This window comes from Oceanobacillus sp. B139/18 (genome assembly GCF_055524595.1).
Genome location: NZ_JBVFXI010000001.1, coordinates 1,280,122 through 1,304,528, shown reverse-complemented (window position 1 = coordinate 1,304,528; position 24,407 = coordinate 1,280,122). Strand labels below are relative to the sequence as shown.

Genomic DNA, 24,407 nt, shown 5'->3' with positions numbered 1-24,407 from the left:
TACATGATGATAAAGTAACATATTTTGGATTTATGTAATGTCGGTACAACTTTGCAAATAGCTTTGGAAATAATTTGGTCTTATTTTAACTGTTTGTTTTATTTATAATTCAAATAGAACATAATACAAAACATCTTATTATGTTTTTAGGTGGTGTTATGCGTTGAATCAAAGGATTTTAGCAATGCTGAATCAATTAATTCATTCGGAAGGTTATCTGGCGATAGATGAACTTGCAGACAGCTTCAATGTATCTCGTCGTACGATTTATAACGACTTAACTAAAACGAATGATTGGTTAAAAGCAAACGGGTATAAAGAAATAGGGCAGATACGTGAGAAAGGGTTATTTTTAGACATCACGGTAAAAGAACAGCTGAAATCTGAAATAGGCGCTTCTGATTACTCATATTACGAGTATGCTCCTAATGAAAGGAAAGCATGGATTTATCTTTATATGACAACATATGATACGCCCATGTACCTTGAGGACTATCAAAAACTCTTTGTAGTAAGCAGAAATACAATTCTTGAAGATGTTAAAAAATTAAAACAAGAATTGAAAACGTTTCATATTAAAATTATATCTGAGCGCTATGAAGGATATGTTCCCCTTGGGGATGAAGCGCAGGTCAGAAATGCATTATTTTATTATCTCCCTTTCATTATTCCGCTAAATGGATGGTATAGCATCCTTAATGAAACCGAAAAAAAGGAAGGAGGATCGAATAAGGTACAGGCATACCGGTTATTTGATATAACTCGGTTGCATCAAATTAGAAAAACTTTGCATGCTTATGAAGCAAGTCAGTATTTAGAATTTACCGATGATGTTTTTGCGGATTTAGTAATATGGATTTATTTATTTACAAAAAGAATGGAAAAAGGAAAATATGTAGATATTGATCCGATTGAAGAAAGTGTCATTAGTTCGACAGAAGCATTTAAGGGAGTAAATAATTTATGCCAAAAGCTGAAAGGACAATATCAATTTTTTATTCCAAAAACAGAAATTTATTTTCTTACTAGGTATTTATTAAGTGCCAAAGTAAATTATGAGATTCCTTCATATGATGAAAGAAATGAAGTGAATAAATTACATGAAGTAATCAAAGCGATGATAGTTGATTTTCAATTATATGCTGCTATTGAATTTACAGAGAAGGAAAAAATGATTCAAAACTTAATAGTTCATTTGAAACCAGCTTATTACCGATTAAAGTACGATATAAATATTGATACAAAACTGCATACATCTGTTATGAAAAATTATCCTGAAGTTTACCATTTGACAAAAATGGTAATTCATCACTTTGAAAAATTTGTTCAAAAATCGGTTAAAGAGAATGAAATCGCTTTTATCGCAATGCATTTTGGAGGGTGGTTAAGACGAGAAGGGATTGTTCTCAATCAAAATCGATTACGGATTTTAATTGTTTGTACAAGTGGAATAGGAACTTCAAAAATTTTGGAGTCTCAATTAGAAGGTTTATTAACGGACGTGGACATTGTTGCAACGAAATCCTTAAGAGATTATCAGCAATTTACGAAGTCAGTGGATTTTATTGTTTCAACTGTCCCACTTGTGGAGGATGAAATTCCTGTCTTGGTGGTGAATCCAATTTTAGATAATAAGGATAAGGAATTGTTGTTAAAGAAAATAAATCGATTGTCTGAAGAATATAAACCTGGAAATTCGCATTCAGTAGATGCGGTGTTGAATATTGTGAAGCACTATGCGGAAGTTCATGATGAAGAAGGGTTAAAAGAAGAATTTAAAAAATATTTACAAGTTCCTTTGGCGATTGGAATGGAAAGAAAACCATTTCTATGCGAGTTGATTCCTTCAAGCCGAATTCAGTTTCAGCATGCAGTAAAAGATTGGAAAGAAGCGGTTAAAGTTGCATCAAATCCATTAGTGAAGAATCAATTCATTAATGAAAACTATGTAAATAAAATGATTGAAAATATGAATCGTTATGGTCCATATGTTGTTCTGTCCAAACGTTTAGCGTTACCCCATGCTAATTCAGCGGACGGAGTAAATGAAACAGGGATGAGCCTGCTGCGTTTAGAGGAACCTGTCGATCTATTCGGATTTTCTATTCATCTATTTGTTGTCCTTGCTTCCTGGGATAATAAGGAGCATTTACGTGCTTTAAGCCAATTAACTGCGATTGTAAAAGATGAAGAGCGGTTAAATCAGTTGATTACAGCTCGGAGTGAAAAGGAAATAGCAGAGTTGCTACGGCGTTACTCTTTAGAATAATTCGAAAAGTTGGAAGGGTGAAGATGTGTTAAAAGAATATTTACAAAGCAATCTAGTATTTAAGAATTTAGAATGTGAAAGTTTCAAAGATGTCCTTGCCACAGTTAGCGAAAAACTGGTGAAGTTGGACTTTGCCGGTGAAGAATTTGAAGAAGCATTACTAATAAGAGAGAAGGATTATCCGACAGGTTTGCAGTTAGAAGGATATACCGCAGCAATCCCTCACGGCGGTGCTGAATTTGTGAAAAAAGATTTTATTTCTGTGGTCACGTTGAAAAAACCAATTGTTATGAGTCGGATGGACAATCCAGAAAAAACGTTAACAGTCGATACGTTGTTTATTTTGGGGTTTGGGAGCAGTGACCTTCATTTAACTGCTTTGCGTCAACTTATGGAAACCATTCAAAATAAAGAAACTATGGAACAAATAAAAGCCGGAAAAGAATTAAAAGCTTTAATATAAAAAACTAGGAGGAATTTAATATGTCAAAAATCAATATTGCTGTAGCGTGTGGAAGCGGGATTGCAACATCAACAATTGCTGCTGATGCAGTGAAGGAAGTGCTGGAGGAAGAAAATATCTCTGACTATAAGATTATCAAAACGAGTATGACAGAATTGCCGAATGTAATTGATCAAGTAGATATTGTGTTAACAACAAACAATTACGAAACTGACGAAAAACCTCATTTGAATATAATGGGATTTGTAACAGGGATAAATGAGGATGTTTTAAAAGCACAATTAGCAGAGCTATTAAAATCACTATAGACAAGGACGGTAGACAATATGGAGACTTTATATAATATTGTCAGAACGATTACCGAAATGGGTGCCACAGCTATATTACCAATTATTATAACAGTTCTGGGAATTGTATTCCGGATGAAAATTGGGAATGCCGTTAAATCAGGGCTATTGGTAGGTATCGGTTTCTTAGGACTGACATTGATAGTTGATTTATTAAACACTTCTTTAGAGCCCGCAGTAAGTTACTATGCGGACCTTGGATCAGGTTTTACCATTGCTGATATTGGGTGGCCAGCAGTTGGTGCAGCTTCATGGGTTGCTCCTTTTGCAGCACTGTCCATTCCGTTGGGGTTATTAGCCAACTTATTGCTTGTTCGATTGAAGTGGACGAAAACATTAAACGTAGATATATGGAATTATATGCATTTCTTAATTCCAGGTGCTTTAGTTTACTTCCTTTTTGGGAGTTTTTGGATGGGGCTGCTTGTGACCTTGCTAATGTCAATTATTGCGCTCTTTGTGGGCGATTGGATTGCTCCGAAATGGCAGAAGTATTTTGGTTTAGAAGGGACAACAAATACAACGATTATTTATTCGGCTTGGGGGTATCCGATTGCTTGGGCCGTAAATAAAATAATTGATTTTATCCCAGGAGTAAACAAATGGAATCTTTCTTTAGATAAATTGAACCGAAAATTAGGGGTCATTGGAGACCCTGCTATTATTGGATTTATTGTCGGTTTGATCCTAGGCATAATTACGAAGCGTTCGCTTCCAGAAGTTATTACGATGGCTATTGGAATTGCCGGAGTTATGGTGTTAATGCCTAAAATGGTTGGTGTGATGATGGATGGATTATCACCAATCGGAAAAGCTGCCAAAGACTTTATGGTAAAGAAAATGGGGAAAGATTCAAAATTAAATGTTGGAATGGATATTGCTTTAGGCTTAGGAGATCCAACAACGATTACAACAACCGTTATTTCTATTCCATTAGTCATGCTATTCGCAATTATTTTACCAGGCGTACAATTTTTCCCTATTGGTCTGCTCATGTCTGTCACATACATTTCTGTTATGTGTGCTATGGCAAGTAAAGGAAATCTATTCCGATCGATTACATCTACAGTAGTATTTTGTATTATTACATTTTATTTAGCTGGGTTTGTAGCTCCAGGAGCAACAGAAATGTTGAATAGTGCAGGTGTTGGGTTAGAAGGATTAGGTACAGATGTAACTTTCTCTACACTTTGGAACCTGCTTATTTACTGGTTTAGTACGATTTAAAATTTAGTTAAAGAAAGGATGTAGAATCATGCCTGAAATTTTACCTTCCTTGTTTGCTGCAGATATTATGAATCTGCAGCAAACATGTAAAGATTTAGAGACGGAAGGGTTTAAAAAACTGCATGTGGACATGATGGATGGTCAATTCGTTCCTCATATCGCATTTGGAACCGAGCAGATTAAACAAGTAAAACAAGCCGTAAATATGGAGTTAGATGTGCATCTCATGGTAAAAAATCCTGAGCAGAAAATAGCTGAATTAATAGAGATGGGAGCAGAAATGATATCTGTTCATATAGAATCAACACCACATATTCACTTTGTCCTTGAAGAAATAAAAAAAGGCGGTAGGAAAGCAGGCGTTGTGCTTAATCCAGGAACCGACACATCTCTCATTAAGCCATTGTTAAACACAATAGATTATGTTCTTTTAATGTCTATCAATCCTGGGCGCTCAAATCAGAAATTTATAGAAGAAACGATTGATAGAATCAAAGAAGTAAACGAATTGATCGGTTCTCGAAATATTGAGATTGAAGTAGATGGATCTGTAAATGCTTCTACAGCCAAAAAGTGTATTGATGCAGGAGCATCAATCATCGTTATTGGATCTTATCTATTTGTTGACAACCAACAAAACTTCTCCGTGTTAAAACAATTGGAAGAAGGAAGGGAGTTGAAAGAACAATGAAAGCATTGAAGCTTTGCGGAAATAGAGATATCCGTTTTGAAGAAGCAGAGAAACCCGCTATTAAATCAAAAAACGATGTTTTGGTTCAAGTTAAAGCATGTGGTATATGCGGATCAGATACGTCAAGATATACAAAATTGGAACCACATAGTCCTGGACAAATCTGGGGTCATGAATTTTCAGGAGTGGTTGAAGAGGTCGGAGAAAATGTCACCGATGTGCAAGTTGGCGATCATGTTGCAGGCTGTCCCGCATTGATTGATGAGGATGATTATTATTATAAAGCTGGTTACCCGGCCCGCGCAGACTCATTACAGGCGATTGGTTCTCTAGAGCCGGGCGGGTTTGCAGAATATATCACATTGCCTTCCCAAAATGTAGTAAAAGTACCAAAAGAATTAGACTTTGATGCAGCAGCAATGGTAGAACCTTCAACTGTTGTCTTGCACGGGTACTATCAAACAAAACTGACAGCAGGTGATGATGTAGTAATTACAGGAGCTGGAGGAACAATTGGATTATTTGCTGTACAATGGGCGAAAATATTCGGTGCAAAAAAAGTGATTGCCATTGATATTGATGATCAAAAGCTGGAGACAGCAAAATTGTTAGGTGCTGATTATACAATTAACTCTCTACATGAAAATGTATTAGATAAAGTTAGTGAATATACAGATGGCATGAATGCAGATATTGTTGTTGAAGCGGCAGGAAGTCCAATTACCGCAGCTACTGTATTTGGCTATGCGAAAAAAGGTGGCGGCGTTCTTTTCCTAGGAATCCCTTATTCAGATATTTCAATGGAACGCTTTTACTTTGAGAAAATTCTTCGCAGTGAATTGACTGTTTGGGGTTCTTGGAGCTGTGTTTCTGCTCCGTTTCCAGGGAAAGAATGGCATACAACCGTTCACTTTATGAATAATAAGCGTTTAAATACGGAAACAATGATTACACACCGTGTGAATCTAAAAGAGGGACCAGAGATATTTGAAAAATTTGCAGAGAAATCGGAGACCTTTGGAAAAGTAATTATGTATCCAGAAGGTGAGCGTGTATTAGAATGACAAAAACATCAGTATATATGCAGGAAATTCTAAATGAAATCAATCAAAGTATACCAGAAATTGATTTCAATGATACATCTGAAATCATTGAAATACTTTATAAAAGTAAATGTATTTTTATAACAGGAGCTGGGCGCTCTGGCTTAGCGATTCGTTCATTTGGAAATCGGTTGCTTCATTTAGGGAAATCTGTTCATGTTGTAGGGGATATTTCCAGCCCTAGTATTCAAGAAGGTGATGTCTTAGTGGTTAGCTCAGGTTCTGGTGAAACAGAAAGTCTGGTTACACATGCCGAAAAAGCAAAGAAGCAAGGAGCAAAGGTTGTTCTGGTTACAACTAATCAGAATTCCCGTTTAGGTAAAATAGCGGGTAAAAAGATTATTGTAAAAGCAGTAAATAAAGATTCCGAGGTAACCACTCTTCAGCCAATGGGATCTTTATTTGAACAAGCAAGCTGGTTATTATTTGATGCAATCGTTCTTGAATGGAAGGAACAGTATCAGGTAAGCTATGAAACAATGAAAGAACGTCATGCTAATTTAGAGTAGATTATAATCAGGAGTTGTATCTTGTTTTAGTACAACTTCTGAATTTTTAACTTTACAAACCCTAGTTGACAACTCGGGATAAAATAGGTAGACTTATATAAAATTCAGAATTTATTTCTGAACATGTGTTAGGTAAGTCATATATACTATTGAGATGGGCGGAGATTAAACAGTGAGCACAGTAGATAATAAAATAATACATTCCATATTTAAAGAATTTGATGCAAACTTTGAAGAAGTAAAGGACTGGAGAAGGTATATGCACCAGCATCCAGAATTATCCTTTAAAGAGGAGAAAACAGCAAAATACATAGAAGAAAAATTAAAAAGCTTTGGTTTAGATGTTCAAAAAAATATCGGAGGGCATGGTTTAATAAGTGTCTTGGAAGGAACACAGCCTGGCAAAAAGATTGCTTTAAGAGCAGATTTTGATGCGCTGCCAATTGAGGATGAAAAAGAAACCGCTTATAAATCTACTAATCCCGGTGTGATGCATGCTTGTGGTCATGATGGGCATACAGCAGCTTTATTAGGCGTGGCAAAAGTAGTAAGCCGATATAAGGAAAATCTGAAAGGAAGCATTGTTTTTGTATTCCAGCCAGCAGAAGAAACACCGCCTGGCGGAGCGAAGTTCATGATAGAAGAAGGAATTTTAGATGATGTAGATTATGTATTTGGAGCTCATCTTGCATCAGACATACCAATCGGGAAAGTTGGTGTAGGAGCGGGCTATCAAATGGCGGCAGTAGATAAGTTTGCCATTGATATTAAAGGACATGGCGGTCATGGCGCCCGGCCGCATGATACTACGGATTCACTGGTAATAGGAACGAGCATTGTCGAGGCTTTGCAAAAAATAGTCAGCCGGCAAATTGATCCGTTAAAATCAGCTGTGGTGACAATTGGTGTTTTTCAGGCAGGGAACGCATTTAATGTCATTCCTGATACAGCACGTATTGAGGGAACGGTGCGCAGCTTCGATCCAGAAGTACGTGATAAAGTAGAAACGGAAATTCGTTCGATATTAGATGGAATCACCAGTGCATTTCATGCGGCTTATGAACTGGACTACTTAAGAGGATATCCTGCATTATTCAACCATCTAGAAGAAACAGACCTTGCCAGAGATTTATTCAAGAAAGCTTTTGAGCATGAGAATGTAGTAGAATTTTCTCCGGCTATGGGGGCAGAGGACTTCTCCTACTTTTTAGAAGCAAAGCCGGGGACCTATTTCCGGGTTGGTTCTAGAAACGAAGATGTAGCCACACATTACCCGCATCATCATCCTCGATTTGATATTGATGAACGGGCATTGGTGAATACGGAAAAAGCATTTGCAGCAATCATTAATCATTATTTATTGTAGAATAAAAAAATGCAGGAAAGTTTCAGCAGAAAGGAATTTAAGCATGACTCGGCCAAAGATATCTTTAATGGAAGCGTATATGATTGAAACAATGCGCGTAAACGGAATAACAAATGAAGAAATAATAGCAGGTGTAAAAGCTAAAGATGTATCAGGGTGGAAGCAAATAAATGAAAAATTTGATTTTGAACAGCTGATTGCATTAGCGGAAAAGGATTTAGCAGCTTTTGAAAAAGTAATTCATGATGGTTATGCTGTTAAATTTGTAACGGTTGGCGGTTTGGAGAGATTATTGAGTTTGAAATTTGGGAAAGAGGATGGAAAGGATTATCAAAAACAGCAAGCAGGGGTAATTGATTTGAATTTGGATGAACCAGCTCTGAGTGAGTTAAAGCAGATTCTTTCCCCTAATTGGAAAGTAGAAGATGGAGCAGAAGGTATTTCCGTGTTGTTGAAAGAACAGAAGGATTTTTCTTGAAACTTCCAAGGGAGCGCTATAAACCTATTTTTGGGTTTATAGCGCTTTTCAAATATCTAAACCTTAAATTAGGAAAGCATTAGGCATATTTGACTTTATACTGTATAGATTCTATGATTAATATAAAGAATAAAGGAAGTTTAATAATTAGTATTTATAAACTGTGAAGAGAGCGGATGTTATGCTAAGTTGGGAAGAACGGCGTTTAATGGTTAAAATTGCGCAATTATATTACTATGAAGGATGGACACAAGCAAAAATTGCAAAAAAGCAAAATGTTTCACGTCCTATCATCTCAAAATTGTTAAATAATGCCAAAAAAGAGGGTATTGTAGAAATTTATATTAAAGATGAAACGTTACATAGCGTGGAGTTGGAAAACGCTATTATGAAAAAATTTGATTTGAAAGAAGTTATTGTGGTATCCACAGCGGGCTTTGCTCCTGAGATGATAAAACGCCAGCTGGGAAAATCAGCTGCTTCTTATATAGCGAATCACTTAACGGATGTAAAAAGCTTAGGGCTTTCTTGGGGAACAACGCTATTATCTTTCGTAGAAGAGTACCCTTATAAATATAAAAAGGACACACATATTGTTCCAATTATTGGAGGAATGGGAAGCGAGTATGTTCATTTACATTCCAACCAATTAGTTTTCCATCTATCACAAAAAATGAATTCAAGCTGCTCTTATTTATATGCTCCAGCGATGGTAGAATCTATTGATTTAAAAGAAAGGTTAGTTGAGTCAAAGGATATTTCTCATGTTTTAGAGCAAGCAAGGAATGTTGATATGGCGGTTGTTGGTCTTGGGAATCCGTTTAAAAGCTCAACAATGGAAAAAATAGGATATCTAAACCAAAAAGACCTCGCATCTTTACGTAAAGCGGGAGCGGTAGGAGATATCAGTTCAAGATTTTATGATGCGATTGGAAAAGAATTAAATCATCCCTTAAACGATCGTGTTATCGGTTTAGACTTAAATGAAATTAAACAGATACCCGAAGTTATTGGGATAGTGGAAGGTTCATATAAATTAGAAAGTCTAGAATCGGCATTACAAGGTAAATATTTAGACGTATTAATTATTGATGATCGAACGGCACAGGAATTGGTTGAAAGCTATATATAAGAAACGACCCAATTATCAGAAATAGATAATTGGGTCGTTTAAAATTTTTATTATTTCCAAGGGGTTACTACGCATTTCAAACCGTTTTTATCAAGAGCGGTTTGAAACGCTTTTTTTGTATTCTGCAAAGAGAATATATCTGTGACAAATGGAGTGAAATCAATTAGTTCTTCATCAATCCATTTCACTGCTTCTACATGTAAATCACGCGGAGCTCCGTGTGTACCAACAACAGTTAATTGTTTATAGATAAAATGATTTGTATTAATTGAAGTTTCAGTAACCTTCTTATTTCCTGAGAAATATAATACTCTTCCTTTTTTTCGTACAATTTCCAAAGCCTCATTTTGAACATAAGCAGAGGGAGCAGTTACAATGGCAACATCAGCACCTAATCCACCTGATGCATCAAGAATGGTTTGCAATGTATTATCCTTAGTTGGGTCGATAACTATATCAGCGCCGATTTGCTTAGCAAGCTCTTGCCTTGCTTTGGAACGCTGTACAGCAATAACTTTCCCGGCGCCCATTTTTTTAGCTGCAGCAATATACATACACCCAATTGCGCCTGCTCCATAGACAACGACTGCATCACCGGCATTGATCTTTACTTCAGTCAGCCCGCTAAGCACACAGGCGAATGGTTCAGAAAGGCTCGCTAATTCATATGATGTAGTATCTGCAATGCGCTGGATAGATCCATATTCAATAAAGTTTCGCGGCAGCACCATATATTGAGCAAAGCCGCCATCGATTTGGTAGCCAATAGATTCTCCTTTTACACAAAAGTGGCTGTCATTTTTTTGGCAATAGTAGCATTCGCCACAAGGGAGATGTGCCCAAAGTGTGACGCGGTCTCCTAATTGAAATGATGAAACATATTTTCCTTTTTGGATGATTTCTCCTGCTATTTCATGTCCGATAATTCTAGGAAAACTTACCCGGCTGTCCCCGTTTTGGAAGATTCGTAAATCGGACCCGCAAACTCCAGTGGCATGAACCTTTAATAATATTTCATGGCCATCGATATCAGGAATCTCCTTTTCCTGATATTCGAGCTTTTCTTTACCAGTTAATGCGACTGCCTGCATCATATTTGATTCCCCCTAATCTTCTTTGAAATGGAGTGCTTTTTTGATTTGGTATTGCATTTGACGGATTTCTTGTTCTTTAACGGCGTCGTTCCACTGAAGAATATCAGCCATCTCTTTAGTAACTATTTCTAATGTTTCTTTAACAAGCTCTAAATCAAATAATAAATAGCTTGTACGACGATCATAGAAATCAGTTAATGTTGAAACCATTTCATGCTCGATTGTATAACGAAGTTCTCCTAAAATGTTCCTGTGTACGTGTTTTAGTTGCTGCCCGTTATAGCTATCTATTGTCTGCAGTAATTTTTCAGTGTTTGATCCATAACGCAATACATAGTTAGTGATGTTCTGCTGTGAAATTTCTAAATGACTATATCGTCCATGAATCCGATCCGCATACTCATAAAGTTCTTTAATATTGTTAAATTGTGATCCGGATAGTTTTAAATTTGCTGTTTTAGTTGTAGGAAGATTTAATTTGTGTTTTTTATCGATATAAGTTAGAATGCGATCTGCCATTTTACGATAACCAGTCAATTTTCCGCCAGCAATGGTAACAACACCAGAATTTGATTCGAAAATTTCATCATGACGAGATAATTCGGAAGGTTTTTTTCCGCTCTCGCCAATAAGCGGCCGAATTCCTGCCCAACTGGATGATATATCCTGAACCTGTAATTTTACATTTGGAAACATATCCTTTAAGCAGCCTAATAAATATTGAACTTCGCTAAGATGCACATGTATATCATCCATATCTTTATTGTACAGTGATTCTGTTGAACCGACATACGTACGGTTTCCTACTGGAATAACGGCTATCATTCTTCCGTTATGTTGAAAATAAACAGAGGATTTCACTGGTAATTTATCATAAGGAAATACAATATGAATTCCTTTCGCAAGAACCATATGCTTCCCGGTTATTTTCTCATCCTTCTTACGAACTTCATCAACCCAGGGGCCAGCAGCATTTACAATGTGTTTAGCATAAACAGTGAATGTCTGGTTAGCACAGTGGTCTCTTCCTACGATTCCTTTAACCATGTTATTTTCATCTTTTAGGAATTCGGTCATTTCGGCATAATTTAAAATTACAGCGCCTTTTTCTTGTGCTGTTTTTGCTACTTCCAGTGTTAAACGGCTGTCGTCTGTTCTATATTCAATATAACATCCGCTTCCTTGAACGATCTTTTTGTTAAAAAGGGGTTCGTTTTGAAGCGTTTTCTTTTTTCCGTATAGGCTATGGCGTTCCTCTTTTTTTACACCGGCAAGTTTGTCATAAAGGGTGAGTCCGGCTTTTAAAGTTACTAAATTATAAGACTCTTTTTTTATCAAAGGAAAATTCATAGTAATCGGGTAAACGAGATGAAGGGCATTATTATAAACAATATCGCGTTCTGATCCAGTTTCTTTTACAACAGGAAAATCAAAGTTCTGTAAATATTTTAAACCTCCATGGATTAATTTTCCTGAGCGGCTGCTTGTTCCTGATGCGAAGTCATAACGTTCTATTAAAGCTACTTTTAGTCCTCTTGTGATAGCATCTAGGGCAATTCCGCTTCCTGTGATTCCTCCGCCAATAATCAATAAATCAAATTGTTGTTCTTCTAATTGGTGAAGGGTGCTGTCACGATGAAGTGTAGAAAAAGAATGATTATGAGACATGTCGAATCCTCCTATATTTTACAAATGTTCAAAAACGAAAATTTTGTAATTTTATAATGAGTATATAATTTGGGGAGTAACAAGTCAATAATCTAGATGGTTAAAAACCTTTATTCATGTTTGTTTATAATGGCGAGATGATTCACACAATTGGAAAATAGCTGTAGTTATACATCAATACACCAAGGATAAAGAGCTGCAAAATGGTGTTTTGCTTCTTTGTAAAGAATAAGTGTCCGCAAAATTTCAGCACAGTGAAATTTCTTCAAATTTGAATGCGTTTGCATAAAATCTGAAGAAATATGATATAATCGTGTTACATTTGTAAGGGGGTTGAAATTATGAATATTGAAGAAAGAAGATTAATGACAAAAGTAGTCAAACTGTATTATTTAGAAGGTTGGACACAAACGGAAATTGCAAAAAAAATTAACAAATCCAGGCCAATTGTCTCTAAACTTCTGAAGCAGGCAAAAGAAAAACAAATAGTTGAAATATACTTGAAGGATAGTACTGTACATACGGTTCAACTAGAGAGAGAACTGGAGCAAAAATATAATCTGAAAGAAGCAATTGTGATTGAATCCGCACATAGCGGCCCAGAATTAATTATGCGCAAACTTGGGGTAGTGACAGCGAGATATATTGAAAAAAAACTGGATCAAATAAATACAATTGGTATTTCATGGGGAACTTCTGTATATGCAGTTGTCGAAGCTTTTCAATATCAAGCAAATAAACCCGTTCATCTTATTCCGCTGATTGGCGGTATTGGACAGAACTATATTGGTTACCATACCAATTCACTGCTTTTTGAGCTTGCTCAGAAGTTAAATTCAACTTCTTCCTATCTGTATGCTCCAGCAGTTGTCGAAAGTGAAGAGTTAAGGAATCATATTGTACGTTCTAAAGATGTGAAAGAAGTTCTTACTAAAGGAAAACAAGTTGATATAGCGATCGTAGGTATTGGGAATCCAGGAATACAAAACACGATGACAGAAATGGGGTATTTATTGGAAGAAGATCAGCAAAGTCTTTTGAATGCTGGGGCCATTGGTGATATCAATTCAAATTTCTTTAATAAAGATGGTGAACTCGTTGACCACCCATTAAATAATCGCACAGTAGGAGTTAAGTTGGAAGATATTAAAAATATTTCAGAAGTAATTACAATTGTAAGAGGAGATTACAAATTATTCCCGTTGCATGTCGCACTTGAAAATAACTTTATCACTACATTAGTTATTGATAGTGATACCGCAGAGAAACTTTTAAAAAAATACAAATAAATGTTGACAAAGTTTTGAAAGCGTTTTATTATTCTATTTACAAACGTAAATTAATATTACATTTGTAAATATAAGAGGGGGATAAGTTATGTGGGGAACTTTCATTTTAATTTTTGCCTTTGTGTGGGGAGTACAGTTTCTAATGACACAACTGCAAGTAAAGCATTATCGTTCAAACATAAAGAGCTTTACCAATCGAAAGTCAGGTTTTTTAGGAACAGGTTATTTTAAAAAAAGGTTTGGAACAGGGGCGTTGGTTTTATTAGTATCTGATGAAAATTTGCAGGTAGTTGAAGCAAAAATAATGAAAGGGATTACCGTTTTTGCTCGCTTTAAAGATAGAAAAGAATTAATCGGCAAGGATTTATTTGAAGTTGAAAATATGGAGATTCTCGATGCTAAAGAGAAAAATGCCGTTCAAGGAGCAGTCAAAATGATTGAAAAAGAGTTTGAGAAGAAAGGGGAGAAAGCAGCATGGATTTCTTAATCAGTATTGCAGAAGGATTTATTGGAATGTTTGAAGAAGGCGGAGAAACTTTCATGGGGCTAGTAACGGGTATTATTCCAATGCTCGTTGTATTAATTACAGCAGTAAATGCTTTAATCAAATTTATTGGGGAAGACAGAGTAAATAGTTTTGCACAAAAGTGTACAAAATATTTTGTTTTACGATATACTGTTTTTCCGTTTTTAGCCGTTTTTTTCCTTACTAATCCAATGTGCTATACATTTGGACGTTTTTTACCGGAGAGACAGAAACCAGCTTTCTATGATTCAGCTGTTTCATTTGTCCATCCAATAACCGGGCTTTTCCCACATGCAAACCCGGCAGAATTATTTGTATATATGGGAGTAGCAGCTGGAATTACAGAACTGGGTTTATCATTAGGGCCGTTAGCTTTAAGATTTCTGTTGGTCGGAATTGTCGTTATGTTGATTAGAGGAGTTGTAACAGAGATGATTACAGCCCGTATGTTAAAAAATAAGCAAGACAGCGCAGCGTAATAGTTGAACAATTATGGGAGGGATAGAGAGTGAGTGAATTTAAAGCGGTAAAAGTTCATAAAGGACCTTCTGGATGGGGTGGTCCATTAGTAATTCAGCCTAGTGAAGAACAAAAATATATTATTTCTGTAACTGGCGGGGGAATCCATGAAGTTGCACAAGCTTTAGCAGAACAAACGGGAGCTATTGCGATAGATGGTTTTGAAAAGTCTGTACCGAAAGAAGAAATAGCAGCGGCAGTTATTAATTGCGGTGGAACGGCGAGAAGCGGGGTATATCCGCGAATGGGAGTAAAGACAATTAACACATTTAGTAATTCGCCATCCGGGCCATTAATGAAGTTTATTAATGAAGGTAATTTCGTATCCGGAGTAGAGAGTCAAAGTCAATTTGAAAGTGTGGATGCATCTGGAGAAGCAGTTACAACGGCAAAAGTTGAGAATGATGATGCACCAGATTTAATGGATAAAAAGGTTGCCCAACAGGTAAAAGAAGAAGCAAAATCAAAAGTAGCTGAATCTAAGAACGGTAATGGAAAGAAAAAGAATCCGATAATGAGATTTATTGAGATCCTGGGAAATAAAGTGGGGAATGTCGTAAGTGTCTTCTTCCAATCAGGACGAGATACAATTGAAACGGTTATTAAAAATATCTTGCCGTTTATGGCTTTTGTAAGCGCATTAATGGGTATCATCACATTTACAGGAATCGGTGATATGATTGCTAATTTAGTTGCTCCGTTAGCAACAAGTCTTATTGGAATGCTAATCCTGTCATTTATCGCTGCCATTCCAGTAATATCTCCATTACTCGCACCGGGCGCAGTAATTGCTCAGGTTGTCGGAGTACTCATTGGTGTGGAAATCGCAAATGGTAATATACCTCCACAAATGGCATTACCGGCATTGTTTGCTATTAATCCGCAAGTTGGTACAGATTTTGTGCCAGTTGGATTAACGCTTGGGGAAGCAGAAGCAGAAACGGTTGAGGTTGGAGTTCCGGCAGTATTATTCTCTAGATTAATTACTGGACCAATAGCAGTAGTTATTGCTTATCTTGCTAGTTTTGGACTTTACAGTTAATTAACTCGAGATTTTTTACAAATGTAAATATGTATAACATTTGTAAAAAGGTGAGATGTCATGTATAGTAGATTTATAAAATAAAGATTATTAGAAATTCTTACAGAAAATTTTGTGCGTTGAAGGGTGATTTAGATGAGTCAATTACAATTAGATTTAAATGTAACTGAAGTTGGGGAAGATGTAGAGCTGATGAAAGAGGAAGGTATATTGATTTTATTTAATAATACCGTGCCAGAAGATTTGAAAACGATTGCTGTTATTCACGATGGCGCATTTCATCAAGACATTAAGTCTGGCGATAACATGATAATCAACGGTGAACTTTTCCGTATCCTTCATGTTGGAGATAAAGCAAATGAAACGTTGTCACAGCTAGGCCATGCCACATTTAATTTTGAAGGTGAAACGGAATATGATATGCCGGGTACGGTTTATCTGGAAAAAAAAGAAATTCCTCATATAGAGACAGGTTCTACAATTTCATTTCACAGATTATAAATTAGTCATAGAAGGAGTGCGTTTCCATGTTAAATTTAAATAGAAAACTTGAAAAATTACAAAACGAAGGATCTTATATCAAAGTTGGTCTTGTAGGCGCCGGACAAATGGGAAGAGGGATGATTTCACAAATTGAGGGTATGAAAGGGATGCGGGTAGTAATTACTTCCGATTTAGCAGTAGAGAATGTGACAAATGCTTATAAACATGCTGGAATCGATGCTGCCAGTATTCAAGAAACAAATGATAAAGAGGCAGCGTCTAAAGCGGTTCAGGAAGATAAAGTAGTTGCTACAAAAGATATGAAACTTGTAACCTCTCTCCCTGAAGTAGACGTTGTAGTAGATGCTACGGGTATTCCAAATGTAGGAGCAGAAATTGCCTGGGATTCTATTTTAAATAATAAACATATTATTATGTTAAATGTTGAAGCGGATGTTACGGTCGGACCGCTGCTCAAAAAAATGGCGGATTCTGCCGGCGTCGTATATACAGGATCTGCAGGGGATGAGCCTGGAGCAATTATGGAATTATATGATTTTGCGGATGCGATGGGATTTGAAATTGTAGCACTCGGAAAAGGGAAAAATAATCCGTTAAATTTAGAAGCGAATCCGACAACGGCGGAAGCAGAGGCTAAAGAAAAAGGGTCATCCCCTAAAATGCTTGCATCCTTCCAAGATGGAACAAAAACAATGGTTGAGATGAATGCTGTTGCAAATGCAACTGGATTTTCACCAGATAAGCCCGGAATGCACGGTTTTGAAGCCTCTGTTCAAGAATTGCCAAAAGTCTTTCTTGAAAAGGACAAAGGCGGAGAGGTAAATGGAAAAAGAATTGTAGAGTTTATCAACGGAATCGCACCAGGCGTATTTGCCATCATTGCTTCTGATAAAGAAGAAGTTAATGCAGAAATGCAATATTTAAAAATGGGAGATGGACCAAATTATGTGTTATATCGTCCATATCATTTAACTAGTTTAGAAACGCCATTATCCATTGCTAAAGCATATATTGATCATGAGGCAACGATTGCTCCTTATTATGGATTACAGGCAGAAACGGTTACAGTAGCTAAAAAAGATTTGAAGGAAGGGGAGCATCTGGATTATATCGGCGGCTATACCGTTTATGGACATATTTTAAAAGCTGAAGAAGCTAAAGAACAAAAAGCTCTTCCGCTAGGGTTGGTTGATAGAAATGTTGTATTGAAGAAAGATATTAAAAAAGGTGAGATTATTACCTATGATGCCGTAGAACAAACAGAAGAATCTACTATTTGGAAGCTTCGTTCTATTCAAGATAGAGAGTTTTAATAAACTGGGGTTAATCAGGATGTGTTTTGCGCTTTAGCAAGGCATATTCATTTACACACATTTTTACATTTGTGCCTAACAAGAACAAAAGGAAAGGATGAAATTTATGTCAAAATTAAACGTTCCAGATAAGATTACAAATGAAAAACTGGTAGAGCTCTATAAACAAATGTGGACAATCCGTTTTTTCGAAGAGAAAGTAGATCAATTCTTTGCAAAAGGTAAAATCCATGGAACAACGCACTTAGCAGTAGGACAAGAAGCAAGCGCTGCAGGCGTATGCGCTTTACTAGAGAAAGAAGATAAAATTACCAGCACGCATCGCGGGCATGGTCATTGCATCGCTAAAGGAGCTACGCCGGATAAAATGATGGCAGAGTTATTCGGCAGAACAACAGGCTATTGTAAGGGAAAAGGCGGATCCATGCATATTGCAGATGTAGAAATGGGTAATCTTGGTGCAAACGGTATCGTTGGCGGGGGGATTCCATTAGCTGTCGGCTCGGCATTAACAGCATCGATGAAAAAGTTAAATTATGTAACTGTCTGCTTTTTTGGGGATGGCGCTACGAATGAAGGAAGTTTTCATGAAGCAGTGAACCTTGCTGCAGTTTGGAATTTGCCAGTTATCTTTGTTTGCGAAAACAACCAATACGGCATGTCTGGCCCTGTGAAGGAAATGGTGAAGATAGAGGATATTGCAACAAGAGCAAAATCCTATGGCATCCCTGGAGTGGTAGCTGACGGAAATGACCTTATTGAAATGATGAATGTCACAAATGATGCGCTTGAGCGTGCTAAAAACGGGGAAGGACCAACCTTAATTGAAGCAAAAACCTATCGTTGGAAGGGTCACTCGAAAAGTGATGCTAAAAAGTATCGTACCCGTGATGAAGAAACAGAATGGAAAGAAAAAGATCCAATCAAACGACTTAAGGAACTGTTAATCAGTGAATCTATTATCACGGAAGAACAGGCGGAATCACTGCGAAAAGATGCTTTAAAAGAAATTGAAGACGCAGTTGCTTTTGCTGAAGAGGGCCCGATGCCTACGAAGGGTGATTTATTAACGGATGTATTTGCTTAAAGTGGATGTTCAAAGGAGGAAAGAAAATGAGAGAATTAACATATTTAGAAGCAGTTCGTGAAGCAATGAGCCAAGAGATGCGTAAAAATGAAGATGTTTTTATTCTTGGTGAAGATATAGGGGTATATGGAGGAGCTTTTGGAGTTACCCGGGGAATGATTGAAGAATTTGGTCCGGAGCGGATACGAAATACGCCAATCAGCGAATCTGGGATTGCCGGTGCGGCAGTTGGTGCAGCGTTGACTGGGATGCGCCCGATTTTAGAGCTGCAGTTCTCTGATTTTATTACGATTTCGATGGATCAAATGGTGAATCAGGCCGCGAAGATTCGTTATATGTATGGCGGAAAAGGAAAAGTTCCGATGGTTTTACGTACGCCAAGCGGATCAGGTACAGGAGCAGCTGCACAGCATTCGCAAAGTTTAGAGGCTTGGGTGGCTCATGTTCCTGGTTTGAAAGTTGTTCAGCCTTCTACAGCGCATGATGTAAAAGGACTATTAAAAGCAGCGATGGATGATGATAATCCGGTGATTTTTTATGAGCATAAATTACTTTATAAAACAAAAGGGGACGTACCGGAAGAGCAATACAGCATCCCGCTGGGAAAGGCAGATATTAAGCGGGAAGGAACAGATGTAACAATCGTAGCAACAGCTATTATGGTACACCGTGCTTTAGAAGCGGCTGAGGAGCTGGAGAAGGAAGGCATCAGTGCAGAAGTTGTTGATCCGCGCACAATAGTACCGCTGGATACAGAAACAATTATTCAATCTGTTTCCAAAACATCTCGTTTAGTTGTTGTCCATGAAGCGGTAAAAAGAGGCGGTTACGGTGCAGAGATTGCCAGTATGATTGCAGAGAGTGAAGCATTTGATTATTTAGATGCGCCGATTAAACGATTGGGCGGTGCCTCTTCGCCGATTCCATATAACCCGGAATTAGAGAAAATGCATGTGCCGCAGGTTCCAGATATTATCCAGGCAGTGAAGGAAACATTAAATAAAGCATAGAAAGGAGGGATTCAGGTGGCTAAAGAAATATTTATGCCTAAGCTAAGCAGTACGATGGAAGTGGGCACCCTGCTTCAATGGTTTAAAGAAGAGGGAGATTCTGTTGAAATGGGGGAGCCCCTATTCGAAATTATGACGGATAAAATCAATATTGAAGTTGAGTCATATGAAGAGGGCATACTGCTAAAGAAATATTTTAAAGTGGATGATGAGGTCGAAGTAAATGCTTGTATTGGTTATATAGGAGAAGCAGGAGAAAAAGTTCCTGATAATCCGCCGGCAGCTTCCGAAGAATCTGAATCAGTAGAAAATGTCCAGGAAGAAGCATCTGCTGAGGGACAGGAGCAAACAGTTAGTACCGATTCTGATCAAGAAGAAAATAAGGACGGAAAAGTCAGAGCGACTCCTGCTGCCAGACGAATTTCCCGCGAGAATGATCTTTCCTTATCCGCTATTTCCGGCTCTGGTCCAAATGGAAGGGTACATCAACAGGATGTCGAAGCAGCTCTTGTCGCAGGTGTGATAGCTGTGACGCCGTTGGCAGAGAAAATAGCAGCTGACCATGGAATTGATTTAAATCAAATTACGGGTACAGGGGCGCGCGGAAAAATTGAAAAGCAGGATGTACTTTCTTATCTGGAAAAAGCAGATGAAATTTCAAAAGAAACGGAATCTGAGCCAGCAGAACGTATAAAGCTCAAAGGACTTCGTAAAGCGGTTGCTGACAAAATGGTACAAAGCGTTCAATCCATCCCGCATGTAACCTTGACAAGCGACGTGGATATGACGAATGTTATTGACCTGCGTAAATCATTGCTTCCTGTGATTGAAAAAGATACGGGATACCGGTTATCCTTTACCGAAGTGATTATAAAAGCAACTGCCAATGCACTTATGAAGCATCCAAAATTAAATGCCTCTTTAATTGGTGATGAAATTGTGATGAACAATGAAGTCAATATCGGACTGGCAGTTGCTGTAGATAATGGATTGATTGTGCCTTCTATTAAAAATGTAAATCAAAAAGGTCTGGCTGCGTTAACTCAAACTAGTAAAGAACTGGGCAAGAAGGCAAGAGAAAATAAACTAAAACCGGATGAAATGCGCGGAAGTACCTTTACCATCAGTAACTTGGGAATGTATGCCATTGATGCCTTCACTCCTATTATTAATGGACCGGAAACAGCGATTTTAGGTGTTGGAAGAATTGTTGAAAAGCCTGTTGTTGTAGATGGAGAACTGACAGCTCGTCCAATGATGGTGCTTAGTCTGTCCTTTGATCACCGTGCAATTGATGGTGCACCAGCTGCAGCATTCTTAACGGACTTGAAGGCGAATCTTGAAAATCCATACAGTTTATTAGTTTAAGGGGCGGAGTAAATGACAAAATTTGATGTAGCGATAGTTGGCGGCGGTCCCGGAGGATATGTATCGGCAATCCGAGCTGCAAAGCTGGGCTTGTCTGTTGCGCTGGTAGAAGGAAGAGACCTGGGTGGAACTTGTTTAAATCGTGGCTGTATTCCTTCTAAAACATTATTAAAAAATGCAGAAGTGATCAATCAAATAAAAGATGCGAAAAAGTTTGGAATCCAGGTTGATTCATATTCATTGGAATTAAAAACAATGATTAATAGAAAGAATCAGGTTATTCAGCAGCTACAAAACGGGATTAACAGTCTATTAAAAGCGAATAAAATAAAGCTATATTCTGGTTATGGAACAGTGGATAATCAAAAAATAATTACGGTTGATACCGGAGAGAAAACAGAAAAGCTGGAAGCGGAATCTATTATTCTGGCAAACGGCTCCAAGCCTTTTGTTCCTAACCTTCCGGGGCTTAATGAAGTTCCTTATTATACAAGTGATACGATATTCGATATAGAAGAGGTCCCGGAGCATTTAGTTATTGTCGGCGGCGGGGTCATTGGATTGGAAATCGCCTGCATTTTTCAAAGCTTAGGAACGAAAGTAGAAATTGTGGAAATGGCAGATCGTATCATTCCTGCAGAAGACAAGGAAGCAGCTGATTATCTAGCAAATGAGCTGAAAAGAAAAGGGATAGGCATGCATACCAGTGCAAAGGTGCTGGAATTGAAGAAGGATAAGAAAACGGTGGTCAAATTAGAAAAGGACGGAAAAGAAACGAGTCTGGAAACAGATAGTGTCCTTGTTTCTGTGGGACGCGAACCTAATTTGACCGGATTGAATGACCTTTCTATTAACTATGAAGGCAAATTTGTCAAAGTGGATAAATCGATGCAGACCAATGTAAAAGGGATTTATGCTATCGGAGACTTAATTGGCGGATACCAGCTTGCACATGCAGCGAGTGAAGAAGGAATTCGTGCAGTCAGTCATATTTTAGGTGAAACACATCCAAAAGATTTCATTATGCCACGCTGTATTTATACATTTCCTGAGATTGCAAGTGTTGGGATGACAGAAGAGCAGGCGAAAGCAGCGGGCTATCAGGTGAAAGCTCAAAAAGTAGACTTAGCCGCTAATGGAAAAGGAATAGCTTCTGCCGAAAACAGCGGATTTATGAAAATTATCTCCGAAGAAAAGTATGGTGAAATCCTCGGTGTGGTGCTTGCTGGCGCCCATGTGACGGAAATGATCAGTCAGGCAACTTCTTTCATGTACTTAGAAGGGACGGTAGAAGAGTTGGAGGATATGATTTTTCCGCATCCAACCTTAGCGGAGGGAATGTTTGAAGCTGCTGCAAAATGGCTGGATAAAGGGATTCATTATTAAAAAAAGAAAAGTGCTGTATATTCCATTTGTAGTCGTAATTTCATGTAGTATAGCAGCACGATTTCAACAGGGTATACCATGCCTTTATAAGAGTTGATTTAAAATACAGTTGGTAACTAAACCGATCCGAAGAGCTGGAAATATTTCCAGCTCTTCGGATCGGTCTTTTATTTTCGTAATGTGTTTGATTTCCCTTCTAGTCATCGTTCTAACTATACTGTTTGCTTTCAATTGTTAAGCATTTACGCCCTTATCTACAATATCCACTTTTTTTCTCTTATTTGCAATCAATGTAATCGCAAAAGATAATATAAAAGCTGCAAGCATGGCGATGATAAATCCGTATGGATTATCAGATAAAAATGGTGTGGTGAATGTTGGAACGTAGGCGGTCCCGCGAACGTCGAACAGGCCGACTAGGGCACCGCCGACTCCGGCAGATAAAATGGCACCGGCGAATACGATTTTATTTGAGAACATGAACGGATAGGCTGCTTCCACAAATGTTCCGAATCCCATATTGATCAAGAATCCTGGGGTTGCAGCAGCTGCTTCTCCTTTCTCCCTCGGAGCAACGATGTTTGCTAAGTTGATTCCAGCAGATACCATAACTAAACCAACCATATCAATGGCTCCTAAGAAGCTTACGCCTGTTTTTTCCATTTCTAATAATACGATTGGCAAAATAGCTGCATGGTATATCCCGCCTAAAATGGCCGGCCAAATAAGCAGACCGCCTAGTAACCCCGCTAAAATAGGGTTATATGCAATGGCTGCCTCGATTGCAATTTTAATTCCATCCCCGATGAACAATGCGATCGGCGCGAATAAAAAGTAGACTAACAGCCCTGCGAATAAACCGGCTAGGCCTCCAGTGACGATATTTACGGTTGTCATCGGAAATTTCCAGCTGATGCATTTTTGAAAGAAATAATGTACGAAAACTCCTGCTAAAATACCACCAATGAGACCGCCAATAATACCGCCATTAACGGATAATACACCAGCTACAACCCCGGCTACAATTGATACCTCGTCTAAATTAGACACTTGTTTGGCGGCAATTGCAGCGATAATAATCGGAAGTGCTCCAATCATTATATCAAAAATATCTTCTAGACCACTGAATATCGGAATCTTACTTAACGCAAGAACAAGTGCCATCGCAATAAAACCAGGCAATGCAGAAACCATGATACCGCGGATATTCATATTTTTCCAAATGCTTCCGCTGTTTTCCGCATTCATTTTACTCGTGGTTCCAATAATTGGTTTATATGTTACATCCCAATATTTTGCAAGGGAGCTAGTGAAAGAAATTGCTCGCGTTCGGTTCGTTGTACCAGTTGTTCCTGATTTAGCAATAACATTCGCACCTTGTGCGCTGATGGTTGCCATGGACGTTCCGCCTGTTCCGACGATCGGTATGTTCCTTTGAATGGCTGCGTTAATGACATTTTGATTGGCGCACTTTGGATCCGCACTCATGACGATTAACCCATCAACTGTTTGATTAAGTATAAGCGCAGCTATCTGCTCGTCTGTCTGTTTTGCTTGTTCGTTTATTTGTTCTAATGTATTTGGAGGGCTTTGTGTAACTTGCCCTTCTTCATCTAGACTAAAAAGGCTTGTTTTCGAGCTTGCTTTTGCTTGGTCCATGGAAACGTCAGAAGCAATAAATTGAACGGCAGCGATGTTAAAATCTGCAGCACTGCATTGGTTTTCAATTTCGTCTAATAATTTCCTTGGATTTTTTCCTCCTAAATTGTACAGGTTGCCGCCGGAGCTACCTATGATAGCTATAGTTTTCAAGATTATTCCCCCAGTAGAAAATTTCAATAAACAGGTTTTTAACACATTAGTATTTTATCATACTAAAGCGATAAAGTCTTTAAAGATCTAAAAGAAAGTGATTTGAGCGGCTAGGGAATAGATTTCTAAGATTCTGTTTAACAGATATCTTCATATTAAATGTTTTGTATTTGTTGAAATGAAATTTAACGCAGTGTAACTGGC

General features: G+C 37.8%; 23 protein-coding genes. 20 read left to right on the top strand and 3 right to left on the bottom strand.

The features are described 5' to 3' along the window. Positions 1-163 precede the first annotated feature (163 nt). From ACZSMY_RS06340 to ACZSMY_RS06295, 10 genes are all read left to right on the top strand, one after another. Entirely contained in the window at positions 164-2,269 is a 2,106-nt protein-coding gene (locus tag ACZSMY_RS06340; protein ID WP_465147566.1) for a BglG family transcription antiterminator, read from the top strand. A gap of 25 nt (positions 2,270-2,294) precedes the next feature. Further along, the gene (locus tag ACZSMY_RS06335) at positions 2,295-2,732 is read left to right on the top strand and encodes a PTS sugar transporter subunit IIA (RefSeq protein ID WP_465147565.1); all 438 of its coding nucleotides are present in this window, start codon (positions 2,295-2,297) and stop codon (positions 2,730-2,732) included. A gap of 20 nt (positions 2,733-2,752) precedes the next feature. Further along, positions 2,753-3,040, top strand: coding sequence for a PTS sugar transporter subunit IIB (locus ACZSMY_RS06330; RefSeq protein ID WP_465147564.1), 288 nt, complete (start codon positions 2,753-2,755; stop codon positions 3,038-3,040). Positions 3,041-3,058: 18 nt separating this feature from the next. Then, positions 3,059-4,306 carry a PTS transporter subunit IIC gene (locus ACZSMY_RS06325; protein ID WP_465147563.1) on the top strand — a complete coding sequence of 416 codons (1,248 nt, stop codon included), beginning with the start codon at positions 3,059-3,061 and terminating at the stop codon, positions 4,304-4,306. A gap of 28 nt (positions 4,307-4,334) precedes the next feature. Further along, entirely contained in the window at positions 4,335-4,997 is a 663-nt protein-coding gene (rpe, locus tag ACZSMY_RS06320) for a ribulose-phosphate 3-epimerase (RefSeq protein WP_465147562.1), read from the top strand. After that, complete coding sequence (locus ACZSMY_RS06315) at positions 4,994-6,061, top strand: galactitol-1-phosphate 5-dehydrogenase (RefSeq protein WP_465147561.1); 1,068 nt, start codon at positions 4,994-4,996, stop codon at positions 6,059-6,061. Before rpe ends, ACZSMY_RS06315 begins: the two co-directional genes overlap by 4 nt. Further along, positions 6,058-6,609, top strand: coding sequence for a 6-phospho-3-hexuloisomerase (hxlB, locus tag ACZSMY_RS06310; RefSeq protein ID WP_465147560.1), 552 nt, complete (start codon positions 6,058-6,060; stop codon positions 6,607-6,609). The genes ACZSMY_RS06315 and hxlB overlap by 4 nt, the downstream gene beginning before the upstream one ends. A 193-nt stretch (positions 6,610-6,802) precedes the next feature. Continuing rightward, positions 6,803-7,975 (top strand): M20 metallopeptidase family protein, encoded by a 1,173-nt coding sequence (locus ACZSMY_RS06305; protein ID WP_042536191.1) that lies wholly within the window; start codon positions 6,803-6,805, stop codon positions 7,973-7,975. A gap of 43 nt (positions 7,976-8,018) precedes the next feature. Continuing rightward, positions 8,019-8,453: a hypothetical protein gene (locus ACZSMY_RS06300; RefSeq protein WP_455725880.1), complete on the top strand. Its 435-nt coding sequence runs from the start codon at positions 8,019-8,021 to the stop codon at positions 8,451-8,453. 181 nt (positions 8,454-8,634) lie between these two features. Continuing rightward, the gene (locus tag ACZSMY_RS06295) at positions 8,635-9,585 is read left to right on the top strand and encodes a sugar-binding transcriptional regulator (RefSeq protein ID WP_212929110.1); all 951 of its coding nucleotides are present in this window, start codon (positions 8,635-8,637) and stop codon (positions 9,583-9,585) included. Positions 9,586-9,635: 50 nt separating this feature from the next. Here ACZSMY_RS06295 and ACZSMY_RS06290 read toward each other — a convergent pair whose 3' ends face one another. Then, complete coding sequence (locus ACZSMY_RS06290; RefSeq protein ID WP_465147559.1) at positions 9,636-10,679, bottom strand: alcohol dehydrogenase catalytic domain-containing protein; 1,044 nt, start codon at positions 10,677-10,679, stop codon at positions 9,636-9,638. A 12-nt stretch (positions 10,680-10,691) separates the two neighbouring features. Continuing rightward, a complete protein-coding gene (locus ACZSMY_RS06285) occupies positions 10,692-12,347 on the bottom strand; it encodes a glycerol-3-phosphate dehydrogenase/oxidase (protein ID WP_465147558.1) in 1,656 nt (551 codons plus the stop codon). A gap of 341 nt (positions 12,348-12,688) precedes the next feature. Here ACZSMY_RS06285 and ACZSMY_RS06280 point away from each other — a divergent pair, with 341 nt between their 5' ends. The 10 genes from ACZSMY_RS06280 to lpdA all read left to right on the top strand — a co-directional run bounded on the left by ACZSMY_RS06280 (position 12,689) and on the right by lpdA (position 22,391). Beyond that, positions 12,689-13,636 carry a sugar-binding transcriptional regulator gene (locus ACZSMY_RS06280; protein ID WP_052485049.1) on the top strand — a complete coding sequence of 316 codons (948 nt, stop codon included), beginning with the start codon at positions 12,689-12,691 and terminating at the stop codon, positions 13,634-13,636. An 88-nt stretch (positions 13,637-13,724) separates the two neighbouring features. Continuing rightward, positions 13,725-14,123, top strand: coding sequence for a transcriptional regulator GutM (locus ACZSMY_RS06275; RefSeq protein ID WP_052485050.1), 399 nt, complete (start codon positions 13,725-13,727; stop codon positions 14,121-14,123). Beyond that, positions 14,111-14,641: a PTS glucitol/sorbitol transporter subunit IIC gene (gene srlA / locus ACZSMY_RS06270; protein WP_042533638.1), complete on the top strand. Its 531-nt coding sequence runs from the start codon at positions 14,111-14,113 to the stop codon at positions 14,639-14,641. Before ACZSMY_RS06275 ends, srlA begins: the two co-directional genes overlap by 13 nt. A gap of 29 nt (positions 14,642-14,670) precedes the next feature. After that, positions 14,671-15,723: a PTS glucitol/sorbitol transporter subunit IIB gene (srlE, locus tag ACZSMY_RS06265; protein ID WP_042533639.1), complete on the top strand. Its 1,053-nt coding sequence runs from the start codon at positions 14,671-14,673 to the stop codon at positions 15,721-15,723. A 135-nt stretch (positions 15,724-15,858) separates the two neighbouring features. Continuing rightward, positions 15,859-16,224, top strand: a complete 366-nt coding sequence (locus ACZSMY_RS06260; RefSeq protein WP_042533640.1) for a PTS glucitol/sorbitol transporter subunit IIA — start codon at positions 15,859-15,861, stop codon at positions 16,222-16,224. A gap of 26 nt (positions 16,225-16,250) precedes the next feature. Next, the gene (locus tag ACZSMY_RS06255; protein WP_193062002.1) at positions 16,251-17,540 is read left to right on the top strand and encodes an NAD(P)H-dependent oxidoreductase; all 1,290 of its coding nucleotides are present in this window, start codon (positions 16,251-16,253) and stop codon (positions 17,538-17,540) included. Between the two features lie 106 nt (positions 17,541-17,646). Beyond that, entirely contained in the window at positions 17,647-18,627 is a 981-nt protein-coding gene (locus tag ACZSMY_RS06250; RefSeq protein ID WP_042533642.1) for a thiamine pyrophosphate-dependent dehydrogenase E1 component subunit alpha, read from the top strand. Between the two features lie 26 nt (positions 18,628-18,653). After that, complete coding sequence (locus tag ACZSMY_RS06245; protein ID WP_465147557.1) at positions 18,654-19,637, top strand: alpha-ketoacid dehydrogenase subunit beta; 984 nt, start codon at positions 18,654-18,656, stop codon at positions 19,635-19,637. 15 nt (positions 19,638-19,652) lie between these two features. Continuing rightward, positions 19,653-21,005, top strand: coding sequence for a dihydrolipoamide acetyltransferase family protein (locus ACZSMY_RS06240; RefSeq protein WP_042533644.1), 1,353 nt, complete (start codon positions 19,653-19,655; stop codon positions 21,003-21,005). Between the two features lie 12 nt (positions 21,006-21,017). Next, positions 21,018-22,391 carry a dihydrolipoyl dehydrogenase gene (lpdA, locus tag ACZSMY_RS06235; protein WP_042533645.1) on the top strand — a complete coding sequence of 458 codons (1,374 nt, stop codon included), beginning with the start codon at positions 21,018-21,020 and terminating at the stop codon, positions 22,389-22,391. 234 nt (positions 22,392-22,625) lie between these two features. Here lpdA and ACZSMY_RS06230 read toward each other — a convergent pair whose 3' ends face one another. Beyond that, positions 22,626-24,203 carry a PTS sugar transporter gene (locus ACZSMY_RS06230; protein WP_193062004.1) on the bottom strand — a complete coding sequence of 526 codons (1,578 nt, stop codon included), beginning with the start codon at positions 24,201-24,203 and terminating at the stop codon, positions 22,626-22,628. Positions 24,204-24,407: the final 204 nt, after the last annotated feature.